The sequence below is a fragment of the Lunatimonas sp. genome (assembly GCF_020832325.1).
Classification (GTDB): domain Bacteria; phylum Bacteroidota; class Bacteroidia; order Cytophagales; family Cyclobacteriaceae; genus Lunatimonas.
Genome location: NZ_JAFIEU010000029.1, coordinates 65180 through 77326, shown reverse-complemented (window position 1 = coordinate 77326; position 12147 = coordinate 65180). Strand labels below are relative to the sequence as shown.

Annotated in this window: 8 protein-coding genes; 6 read left to right on the top strand and 2 right to left on the bottom strand. The window is 45.7% G+C overall.

What is annotated here, in order from left to right:
- Nucleotides 1-460 precede the first annotated feature (460 nt).
- From JJU34_RS11170 to JJU34_RS11150, 5 genes are all read left to right on the top strand, one after another.
- Nucleotides 461-889 (top strand): hypothetical protein, encoded by a 429-nt coding sequence (locus tag JJU34_RS11170; RefSeq protein WP_228692444.1) that lies wholly within the window; start codon nt 461-463, stop codon nt 887-889.
- A gap of 22 nt (nt 890-911) precedes the next feature.
- Nucleotides 912-2414 carry an LruC domain-containing protein gene (locus JJU34_RS11165; RefSeq protein WP_228692443.1) on the top strand — a complete coding sequence of 501 codons (1503 nt, stop codon included), beginning with the start codon at nt 912-914 and terminating at the stop codon, nt 2412-2414.
- A gap of 339 nt (nt 2415-2753) precedes the next feature.
- Nucleotides 2754-4277 (top strand): gliding motility-associated C-terminal domain-containing protein, encoded by a 1524-nt coding sequence (locus JJU34_RS21825; RefSeq protein WP_228692442.1) that lies wholly within the window; start codon nt 2754-2756, stop codon nt 4275-4277.
- 81 nt (nt 4278-4358) lie between these two features.
- Nucleotides 4359-5339, top strand: coding sequence for a type IX secretion system membrane protein PorP/SprF (locus JJU34_RS11155; protein ID WP_228692441.1), 981 nt, complete (start codon nt 4359-4361; stop codon nt 5337-5339).
- A gap of 2 nt (nt 5340-5341) precedes the next feature.
- Nucleotides 5342-7705, top strand: coding sequence for an OmpA family protein (locus JJU34_RS11150; RefSeq protein WP_228692440.1), 2364 nt, complete (start codon nt 5342-5344; stop codon nt 7703-7705).
- Between the two features lie 177 nt (nt 7706-7882).
- On the opposite strand, the gene JJU34_RS11145 is transcribed toward JJU34_RS11150, so the two are convergent.
- Entirely contained in the window at nt 7883-9154 is a 1272-nt protein-coding gene (locus JJU34_RS11145; RefSeq protein ID WP_228692439.1) for a peptidoglycan DD-metalloendopeptidase family protein, read from the bottom strand.
- A 183-nt stretch (nt 9155-9337) separates the two neighbouring features.
- On the opposite strand from JJU34_RS11145, the gene aspS reads away from it, so the two are divergent.
- Nucleotides 9338-11095, top strand: a complete 1758-nt coding sequence (aspS, locus tag JJU34_RS11140) for an aspartate--tRNA ligase (protein WP_228692438.1) — start codon at nt 9338-9340, stop codon at nt 11093-11095.
- A gap of 79 nt (nt 11096-11174) precedes the next feature.
- On the opposite strand, the gene JJU34_RS11135 is transcribed toward aspS, so the two are convergent.
- Nucleotides 11175-11867, bottom strand: a complete 693-nt coding sequence (locus tag JJU34_RS11135; protein WP_228692437.1) for a lysoplasmalogenase — start codon at nt 11865-11867, stop codon at nt 11175-11177.
- Between the last annotated feature and the right edge of the window lie 280 nt (nt 11868-12147).

The window sequence follows — 12147 nt, the reverse complement described above, 5'->3', positions numbered from 1 at the left end:
AAAGATAGTCAAATTCAGACGAAATGAGGTGATTTTCAGCATTCCTTTTTTAAGTACCGTCGGTGGCAATCGAAATTGAGCTATCAGTTTGAGGCTAGATGGTTAACTTATAGGCGTTTTTTTAAATACGTATTTATGTTTCTTAACCTAATAAAATTGCTAAATAAAACATAATAATCTGTAATATAGATATAGTCAGAATAAAATGTTGATTTGTATTAAAAAGAGGGTAATTTACACGCGTGTAAGCACCTTTAATAAGGTGGGCAAGATGCGTTTGGGCCGTGGTGTTTGGCAGGTGTATTTGAAGATTAGGGACGTATGTACTGTCAAACAGTTTTAACCTAGATCTCAATCGGTTCACCTCCAAAAATTGCGTGTTTATCGAATATTCCCCGATAGCCTTGGTATTGTTGCGATATTTGAGGTATCAAAATGAGACAGCTAAAAAACAAAAACCATGAATAAGGCAATTATCTATCGTTGGGGAGGATTTTTAATGGCAGCCGCGGTGCTGACGTTCACCTCCTGCATGCCGGACCCTATCGAGGAAGGTCCCAGGGACATTGTGGACGCCCCGCTATCTGGGTTGGTGGCCAGTGATTTGTTTGAATGGTCGACTTACAAGGACGTTGAGATTTCTGTGAAGGGTTTGCCGCTTCCTACTCGTATAGAGCGGAGGCTAACCTTACTGACTGGTGGGGGCGATGTATTTTATGCTGGACTTCAGTCAATGTCTGAGGATTTCAAGATGTCCTTTTCCTTGCCTAACCACGTCAACACCCTAAAGATGACCTATGGCGACATTGAAAAAGAGGTTACCATTGAGTCTGGCAAGGTGGTATTGGATTACCTCGTGGCTTTGGACAACGCAGATTTAGACGAGTAAAACCTTTTAAACCCCACGAATCATGAAAAAGATCACATATATCATTTTGGGTTTGGTTTTTGGCCTTCAATCGGCTTATGGACAGAATACCCTTGAAAACAATGCAGAGGCTGGAAACCGCGATATTTATGCCGCTCAGTGTTGGGCATTCGGTTCAGTCACTGTAAGCAATACGGCAAGTACACTGATATCGGGTAGTTTCAGCTTTCGAACAAATCAAGTGACGAGCGACCTAAATACGTCTACTTGGATCAAGACCCCTTGGATTCAGCCCCTGTCGGGTAATATAACATTCAATGCGAGGTTGGATGGTACTCAGGGAGGGAATCGTTCTATTTTGATTCAGTACATTCCTTACGACGAAAGCAGTGCAAACGGCGAGGGTACGGAAGTGTTATTTCATCAATATGATTTCCCCAATCCTATCACCAATCAAACAGTAGGAAGAGAAATTAGCGCTGCTATTCCTTCGGCTATCGTAGGAAAGCCTCATAAGATTTTTATCAGCTTTGTAGGAACCGGTGGAACTGCTCGTGTCGGGCTGGATGACCTAGTTATTCCTGGCACCTATTTTTCCGACCCATCGAATGGTTGTACTGTGGAGAGCGCCGTAAAGGATACCGATGGTGATGGCGTAGCAGATGCGGAAGACGCGTATCCAGAAGATCCCTATCGTGCATTTGATAACCCGTTTCCTGCCAAGGGCTTTAGCACCTTAATGTTTGAGGATTTATGGCCTGCCTTGGGAGATTACGATTTCAACGATTTGGTAGTAGATTATCGGATTAATCGAGTGACGGACGCCAAAGGAGAAATTGTGGAGGTCATAGCTGAATTAAAAACGAGGGCTGCCGGTGCGGGTTATAGAAATGGTTTTGGAATCGAATTTACCGGGGTTGCCCCGTCTAAGGTCATTAGCGTAGAAGGGACGAAAATCAAAGGAGGCTCTATCCACCAATTTGAATCAAACGGGCTCGAATCAAACACTAGGTTTGTTACAGTGATTGCCTTTGACGACGTACACAACGTGTTGCCTCATCTTGGACAAGGTACTACCGGGGTAAATACCACTCCTGGAGGGCCGTTTCAGGAAGTAACTCTTCAGCGCGTGGTAATCACCTTTAAAAAGGACGGAGTAGCAGGTCCTGGAGGGGCTGCTAAGTTGACTGATATCACACATGCAACTTTCAATCCTTTTCTAATTGCCAACCAAAGGAGAGGCTATGAGATCCATTTGCCCTTCAAGCCGGCGACAAATTTGGCAGACCAAAGTTTGTTTGGAACAATCGATGACAATGCGATGGTAGGCGCCAGGGCTCGAAGCAATTATCGAAGCAAAAATGGGAACCTGCCCTGGGCATTGGATATCGCCGAAAACATCCCCTACCTTCAGGAAGGTAATAATTTCACAAGGGGATATTTGAAATTCACAGAATGGGTGAAATCAGGAGGCACCATGTATGAAGATTGGTATCTGGATAAGCCGGGATACCGTAATGGAGAGACACTTTTAAATATAAAGTGATAATAAACACGCAACAGTAGGAGAGCAGACGATCTCCTATTGTTGCTGTTTTATTCGGATTTAGTGTATGCGTAGGATCACTGGCCCTGTTTACAGGTGACCGACAAGCTTGACGAGAAAGAAAGGCGTGGTTAGACATTTATCACCCATTTTTCCGAGAAAATGAAAACCAAGGAAACAACATATCGAGATACTTGCAGGAGCCGCGTTGCATTTATAAAGATTTTCAAATCCGGCTTTTCAGGAAACCTTCGTTTTTTTCTTTTCATAGGTGGCGTATTATTTTCCTCTGTTCTCTTTGGCCAAGTAGTTGTCGATGCGAACCAAAACCATGTTCCAGTGCGGGGGATAAACTTAGATGTGGCTGGTAGGGAAGTGATCCAACGTTCCCCTACAGGAAATGAGAATCCAATGCCAGACGATGTTCCCGTGATAATAAGGTCCTTGGTGCTGGATGAAGGAAAGCATATTTTTGCCACCACCAAAAAGCCGAATGTAGTCAATCCTAATCCGTTATTAGGTTCTGATGAGATCGGCAGGGGAAGTGTCCAGGTAGTTACACCCAATCAGATTTTTAGTCATCAAGATCCTACTTTCTTGGACGTGTTGGCATCGGCGGTGTCGATCCCTGATTTACGGAGTTATTGGGACATCAACTCTCAGCCTTCGATTCCAAGAGGGGAGCACTTTGTTGATCTGATGTATAATAACCAAGTGGTTACTTCTGGATATCTATTGTATTCCGAAAGACATGGAAACTCAGCCACAGATTTTATTGCGCTAAATCGGCGGGGCGAGCCGATTTCAGGGGCAAAAGTGGTTCAGGTAAGGGGTTGGCAATGGAATACTGGAGTCAGACATAAAACGAATGTACCAGAGCAGACTCAATGGTTGGTGCTATTTTCTCCATCCCTTTTTGAGTCTACTGAACCAATACATGGCATACGAGTGATGGCAACAGATGAACCGGATGGAAAGATGGTATTTTTTGTGAATGCAATTTCCGCGATGCCGGACTTAGTGGAGCAGGTTGATAGCGAAATTGGAGGATATAGCTTGATAAATATCTTTGAAAACGATGAGCTCAATGGACTTCCTTTGAATCCAATCGACGTAGTAATGACAGTTTTGAAGCCATTTGATGACGAAGGCATAGTTCTTAATGCAGATGGCACCGTTGATGTCCTCCCCAATACACCGCCCGGCATCTATAGCGCTCTATATGAGATCAGGACTGGCGAGGAGGAGGTCTCCACGGCTGAAGTTACCGTTGAGGTGGTTGCGTTTGTTACAATTGCAGAAGATGACCTGGCAAAGGTAGACGTGATCGGGGATGGGAACGCCATATTAAATGTCCTAGACAATGACCTGTTAAACGGTTTGCCGGTTAATGCAGATGAGGTTAGGATCGGTGTTGTCGAAGATTTATCTGGGGGAGTATTGACGTTGAACCTAGATGGCACGTTGGACGTGTCAGTCGAAGCTGTTCCAGGGACCTATCAGCTAATTTATGAACTATGTGATAGGGAGCGGCCTTCGAATTGTTCCCGAGCAACCGTCCAAGTTGTGATCAATCAAGCCGATGAAGGTCAGGTAATTAGTTTGTTTATTCCCAATGTGATCACACCGGGTAAATTGGATGGAAAGAATGATCGCTTTGTCATCAGAGGCATCGAGGAGTTTCAAAGTAGTAGAATTACGATTTTCAATAGAAATGGCGACCATGTTTTTGAACGGGAAAACTACCTGAACGATTGGTCAGCAGAAGGCCTAAACGGTGGTCCATATTATTACGTGCTTTGGACATTGAATACCGAGGGGAATGAGGAAGTATTTAAAGGATGGGTACATGTGATTAAGTAGCCGGTAATCAATGTATATATCCCCATTTTCGTAGGATAATGGATTTGGAGTAGGCAAGGGTTTGGTAAGTGAGTAAGGGTGATGGGAGGAATTTTGAAAATAGTTAAGGTAGCGTTGATCCTAGGGGTGTGTTGTTTTCTTGGGATGAAGGGAAGTGACGCCCAGCAACTTCCTCAATTTAGCCAGTACATGTTTAATGGCTTACACATTAACCCGGCTTATGCAGGTTATAAAGGGGAGCATTACCTACAGTCTACCTATCGAAGTCAGTGGGTGGACTTTCCCGGTGCACCAAAAACCTTTACAGCCACTGGAGATTTCAGTGCCAATGAAGGGCGTATGGGCTTTGGGGCTTCCTTTATGACCGACCAGTTTGGCCCCGCAAAAACGAACGCTTTCATGGGGTCCTATGCATACCGGATCCAAACGGGTGAGGATTCTTACTTGGGATTGGGTGCCAGTGCAGGGGCGATCGAGTATGCGATAGATGGAACGTTCTTTAACCCGGGGGATCTCGATGATCCGGATGTGCCACAAGGGGTATTGAACGCCTTTACTCCAAACCTAAATACTGGTGTGTTTTTTCATACATCCCGTTTTTACGCAGGTGTGAGTGCTTTTAATCTGGTGGGAAGAAAGACACTGGAGGATGAAGGTCTAGCATTGGCTTACCACAATCTCCATTACTATGTTACTATGGGAGGCCTTTTTCCGCTTTCGGATAAGGTACAGTTCAAGCCCTCTTTTCTGGTCCGCCATTCTGATACCGGTCCTACCAACTTGGATTTAAATGGCATGGTATTGTTCGTTGAGCGGATTTGGGTGGGTGCATCCTATCGTACCAATGTGAAGGTAAATACCGGTTTGCCAGAAAATCTATCTTCCCGAAATGCACTTTCGTTTATCTTGGAACTTTTTGCGATGGATAATCTGAGATTGGGCTATGCCTATGACTTGCAAAACAATGTTCTCAGCGGGTTGCGGAATAATTCCCACGAATTGTCCGTAGGCTATTATATCACTCCGAGGAAGGTTAATATGATAAACCCCAGATGGTTCTAAGTATGAAACAGATTTTTGCGTGTTTATTTATTCTGGCAGGACTTTCCTTGTTTTCTGCCCCACTAATCGCTCAAAATGCGGCTTTGCGATATGCAGATACTCGCTTGAAGGAGGGTAAAATCAAGGAAGCAGCACTGGGATATGAAGATGCTTTTTCACGAAAGCCCTCTTACAGGGCAGCTATTGGTGCTGCGGAGGCGTATTTACTCTTAAGGGACTACCCCAAAACTCATTTATATCGAAAGAACGCGTTAAAATTTACCGATGCCACTCGTGAGGATGCCGTGCAATATATAGCGTCTGTGAATCTACTAGGTGATACGGATGCAGTCTTTAAAGCATTGGACTCATTGGCTAATTCCGTTGAAGTTTCTATTGAAAACCTACATTTGGATTCGTTGAGAAATTGGTATGGTAATGCGTTGAACGCGGAGTTTGTGCCCGTGAAGGAAATAAATACACCTAGTACAGAATATGGAATCGTCAGGGATGCCCAAGGTAATACTTATTTTTCGTCCGATCGGGGAGATGTTGGGACCTTGCCTACCAAAAAGCAGGTCCGATTTGATCGTTCTAGCGTTTACTACAAAAGAGACGTGGATTTCACTGGAAGGAATTTTCTCGGCATATACCGCTTAAGTTCCTCTGGGACTGAGTTGAAAAAGCTTGATATTCCGGTCCCAAACCATATCCATGCTTCGGACCCCACCTTTTTACCTGAGCAATCTTTGATATTTTATTCGGTAACTCGCCGGGTGAAGTCTCGGGGAGATTACACCGTCTATCCCGAGATATATTATAGTAAACTGGATGAAGAGGGTAAGTTAACAGACTATGTCTCTTTGCCCTTCAATAATGCGCTGGAATACGGCCTGATTACCCCCTACGTGGATGCAGCTGCCAAACGCCTGTATTTTGCCTCGGATATGCCGGGAGGTCAAGGGGGCTACGACCTCTACTACGTCACCTACGATGAAAATTTGAAGTTTAGCGATCCGATCAATCTGGGCCCTTCGATCAATACCCCGGGCCACGAACGTGACCCTTACGTGGACGGCAGTCAGTTTTATTTCTCTTCCAATGGCCATCCGGGGTTAGGAGGACAGGATTTATTTGTGTCTGACCTACGGAATGGCATTTTTCAAGGAGTAAGAAACCTAGGTATCCCGATCAATTCGCCCCAAGATGACCTGAAGATTTTCAAAGGGGAAAATGCCTCTATCTACGTGGCTTCGAACCGAAATCAGGGCTTGGACGACGTCTATCGCCTACAGGAATTGTTTAAAAAGCTACAGGCAGTAGTCTTAGGTTGCGATGGGGAACCGGTTCAGGGCGAATTAAATGTAGTGATAGCAGATACACGGTCAAAGGTGAATCAGTCGGTGGAAGTAGCTGGAGACGGCACCTTTACCGCGCAGTTGGGACCGGATGCAGACTTTGAGGTTTCGATCCGAAAGCCCGGTTACTTTGCGCTACAGGGGGAAGCTCTCAGTAGCAAAGGCGTGCAGGGTGAAGGGATGCGTAAATCCTATCGTCTGATCAGAATCCCTTACCAAGCTCCGGTGTATACAGATTTGATTTATTACAATTTGGATCAATCGGTCATTCGAAAGGACGCCGAACCTATTCTTACCAAGGTGGCTGAACTGCTTAAATCCTATTCCTTTATCGATATTTCTGTGGATTCCCATACGGATGCACGGGCATCTGACGAATACAATCAGGCATTAAGTGAAAGAAGGGCCAACGCCGTTCGTGATTTCCTTAGTCAATATGGCATAGCTCGGTCCAGAGTGAAGGCAAACTGGTATGGAAAAACCCAGCTGGTCAACGATTGCGGAGATGGGGTGCCCTGTCCAGAACAAGATCACCAGTTAAACAGAAGAAGTGAACTGGTGTTGTATGCCTTTCCAGAGCTGGACAAAGCGTACGATATCCCCTTGGAACTGGCTGGAGTTGACCTGTGCGAGCCTGCCAACCTTCAGATCCCCATGGAAATGCCCGTGATTTATTTTGACTTTGATCGTGCAGACCTCAGTGCGGCAGACAAGCAATCTTTGGAAAGAGTGGTTTTGATGCTTCGGCACATGGTAGGGCGGCGACTTCAAATCACCGGGCATACCGATTCCCGAGGGTCTGATGCGTACAATCAATCGCTTTCGGAAAAACGAGCAGTGGTAGTAAAGAGTTATTTGGAAAAACGCGGTGTTGCCAGTGAGCGCATGGTTTACGACTTTTTTGGTAAGCTTAGACCTGTAAATAATTGCGAGACCGTGGAATGTAACGAGGCGATGAACCGGATTAACCGACGCACAGAGTTGTCACTACCGGAGTTGAACAAAGACTGGACCAAGGGGCAACGGTAGGGAACCTAGGAGTCTATCGGAATGAATCGGATTCCATAGGCTTATGCGATCTTGCCGGAGTACATAAATTTTATCAACCGACTATGCCTACGTGGATGCAATCAAAAAAGGAGGCTGTCTCAATTGTGTTAGACAGCCTCCCTTTTTTGATTCTGGCCTTCGTTAATACCATGTTTTTTAGTTATCGTTGAATGTCAACAGTGTTGCTGGTTCTTCATAGGGAATGGCAGCAAGGGTTTGGATGATGTTGCGTTTGGTGTCTTCAAAGGCCAATTTATTTTCTTCTAAAATGGGCTCAGCGGGTGGAATTTTTTCCTGCAACCAGTCTACTTGCTTGCCATGTTTCCAAAATCTAAAACAAAGGTGGGGTCCAGTTGCCAACCCGGTGCTTCCCACGAAACCGATTACCTGTCCTTGCCGTACTCTCGTGCCGGCTTTAATGCCAGATCCAAATTTGGACATGTGCAGGTATTGGGTGGTGTAGGTGGCGTTATGCTTGATTTTTACATAATTGCCGTTTCCACTACTGTAGCCGGCTTCTACTACGGTGCCATCGCCTACTGAGCGAATTTCGGTGCCGGTGGGTGCGGCATAGTCTGTACCCAAGTGCGGCTTGTAGCGTTTCTGTACCGGATGAAATCGGTTAAGATTGTACCGGGAACTGATTCGGGTGAATTTTAACGGATCCCGTAAAAAGGCTTTTTTCAGGCTCTCTCCCTGTTGATCAAAATACGACATTTCTCCATTCTGCACGAATGGAATCGCATGGTAGGGTTCACCCAAGTGTTCAAAGTAAGCCGCTTCAATGTCCTCTATGCCAACGACATTTCCTTCTATCCGTTTCTCGTTAAAAATTACTTTAAATTTGTCGCCCTTTTGCAAGCGCTGAAAGTCAACCACCCATCCGTATAAGTCAGCAAATTGATCGATCAGGTCTGGTGTGAGGCCCAGTTCCACCATATTTACATAGAGAGACCTACTGATAGTGCCACCAATTTCCCGCCGGGTGATTTCTACCGGCTTACTCTCTTTGTACACGTTGGCGTCGTCCAGCTTGAAAACCACAAATTCTGTGGGGTTGGGCTCGTAGATGAAATATTGTGCGAGAAGGGTGTCTTTAGGGGTAAGAACGGTAAATTTCTTATTAAAGGCGATCCGCCTTACGTCAAAGATATCCTTTGATTTTTTGGCGATTTCATCGATTACCTGATAGGAAACGTTGAAAGGACTCAGGATGGTGGAGAGCGTCTGATTGCGTTCTACAGTGCCCTCGATGATCTCAAAATTATCCACATTGATCCCAAAAAGGAGCTTTTCCTCTACTTCGATGATTTCCTCTGGAAGTTCATGTGCCGTATAGTCTTCGTCAGATGCGGAGTGATAGTGGTAAAAAGCAAAAGCAGAAGCAAGCAACAAAAAAGATCCTAGGGCTATCCAAATATGTTTCATGCGTGGGGTAGGGGTTTGATGGCGATAAACGAACTACAAAAGAAGGCTTTTTTTCGGTAAAAGTGCAACTATTTTGGATTAATTTTATAATCGGATAGGAATAAACTTTGTATTTCGGTGTAGTAAACTCCATGCTGAATTGTTATCTTTGGCGATTCATTTTGATCAAAACGCCCAATTGACATGTTAAGGACACATACTTGCGGAGAATTACGTATTTCGGATATCAACAAAGAAGTCGTTTTAGCCGGCTGGGTTCAGCGGGTAAGAAACAAAGGCGGGCTTATTTGGGTAGATCTCCGGGACCGATACGGCCTTACGCAGCTCATTTTTGAAGAGGGTGGAGGTTCTTTGGCGTTATTGGAGAAAGCAGCCTCTCTAGGGAGAGAATTTGTGGTTCAGGCCAAAGGCACGGTCATAGAGCGGACTGCCAAAAATGACCGGATCCCAACAGGTGACATTGAAGTTAGGCCTCATGAACTGAACGTGCTGAATCCGGCGAAAGTGCCCCCCTTTATCATTGAGGACGAGACAGACGGTGGTGAGGATCTGCGGATGAAGTACCGCTATTTGGATCTGCGGAGAAACGTGATACGTGAGAAACTTCAGCTTCGGCACCGCATGATGCAAGAAACCCGTAAATACATGGACGGGGAACGTTTCATCGAGGTGGAGACGCCGGTTTTGATCAAATCCACTCCGGAAGGAGCGAGGGACTTTGTGGTTCCAAGCAGGATAAACCCCGGGGAATTTTATGCGTTGCCCCAGTCTCCACAGACCTTTAAGCAGCTACTGATGGTCAGCGGTTTCGACAGGTATTTTCAAATTGTCAAGTGTTTTCGGGACGAGGACTTGCGTGCCGACCGGCAGCCGGAGTTTACGCAAATAGACTGCGAAATGGCCTTTGTGGAGCAAGAGGATATCCTGCAAACGTTTGAAGGATTGATTAAGCATCTTTTTTCCACCGTAAAAGGAGTGGATTTAGGCGAAGTAGCGCGAATGAGCTATGCCGATGCGATGAAATATTACGGCAACGACAAACCCGACCTTCGGTTTGGTATGCGGTTTTCGGAGCTGAATGATTTGGCGAAAGGAAAGGGCTTTTCCATTTTTGACCAGGCAGAACTGGTGGTGGGCTTTTGTGCAACAGGCGCCGGAGAGTATACCAGGAAGCAAGTGGATGCACTTACCGATTGGGTAAGACGCCCACAGATCGGTGCGAAGGGTTTGGTGTACGTAAAATGTAATTCTGACGGCACTTTTAAGTCTTCCGTGGATAAATTTTATGGACAGGATGACTTGAAGGCTTGGGCCGACCGCATGGGCGCTGAGCCCGGCGATCTGCTGCTCATTCTTTCCGGAGATGCATCTGCCACCCGAAAGCAGCTTTCGGAGTTGCGTCTCAAAATGGGAGAAGACCTTGGTCTTCGGGACCGAGGCGTGTTCAAACCCCTTTGGGTGTTAGATTTTCCTTTGTTGGAGTGGGATGAGGAGACACAGCGCTTCCATGCAATGCACCATCCCTTTACTTCTCCAAAGAAGGAGGACTTTGCCTTATTGGATTCAGATCCGGGATCGGTGCGTGCCAATGCGTATGATTTGGTGATTAACGGTGTCGAGATCGGCGGCGGGTCTATTCGTATTCACGATCGAGGGGTGCAACAGACGATGTTTAGGCACCTCGGTTTCACAGAAGATGAGGCCAAAGCGCAATTTGGCTTTTTGATGGAAGCTTTTGAATACGGAGCTCCTCCGCACGGAGGAATCGCTTTTGGTTTCGACAGGCTTTGTGCGATTTTTGGTGGCAGCGATTCCATACGTGATTACATAGCGTTCCCGAAAAATAACTCCGGACGAGACGTTATGATTGATTCGCCTAGCCCCATTGCCGCGGCACAGTTGGAGGAGCTTAATATTGCACTTGCGCTGAAAAAGTCCTAAAGCAGGGATTGCCCGAAGTTTTGATAGGACAGCTAAAAAGATAGCAATACGCGAAATAAACCCTGGGGTGACTCGGGGTTTATTTTTTTACGGCGACCAAGTGGCTGCGAATCCCCATCACGATGAGCAGTTGGGCCATCATGTAGGTGCCCATGATGAGTACACCGGCATCTTCGATAGGTTGGAAGAAGCGGTTAAGAGCCAGGATGGAATCTGATATCAAGAAGAGAATGGCGCCTAGGAATACCTGCCAAAAGCTTGCCGCATTGGTTCTCCCAAACCGTTCCCTTGCCATCGTAACCATCATGACGATGACCATGATGTAGATCACCACAGGAACCTGAAGATCCTGAAGGTTTTTGCGTATGAGAAAATACACAAAGGCAGCGGAGATGTAAATGGGTAGGTTGAAGAAAAACGTACGCACAAAATTCACCGCCATGGGGTTGAATCCTTGGTTTTGGGTGAGTTTAAAGGCGATGATGAAGCAGACATGGGTCATCAGAAATGCACCTAAGCCATAGAGGAATAGGTTTGGGAAAAGCAGCAACGTGTCCCCGGCAATGGAAAAGAGCAGTCCGGCAGCCACGCTTTTTCGTAGGATACTGCCTTTTATGCTGCGGGTACTGGTCAGAAAATAGAGGAGGAGCCCGGTGACGATAAGCGGTTTGCTGATATACCGAAGCTGTGTTTCGCCCTGCGTCAGGAAAGCCATGTCAGCAATGGCTGCCAATAGGAATAAATAAAGCCAAACGATTCCTTTACGGTACATGAAGGCAGATTAGTTGGTGGAGTTTAAAGATAGAGATAAAAAAATACTTGCTCGAATTATCCAGCAACATTCTATTTAGAAAAGACAAGAAACCAACCATAGATCCTATTGCTCTCTGGGGTCATCTTCTTTTTTTGATAGTTTTTTTAATAAAATCCAATGAATAGTTTGTTTTTTGGCTCTGGTTAGCGGCTTAAAATATTTCCTTTGTCGATTTGTTTTACCTGAATGTTAACTACTTTTGTGTCGTGGTCCGTAAACTTAACAATTTCAAAAAGAG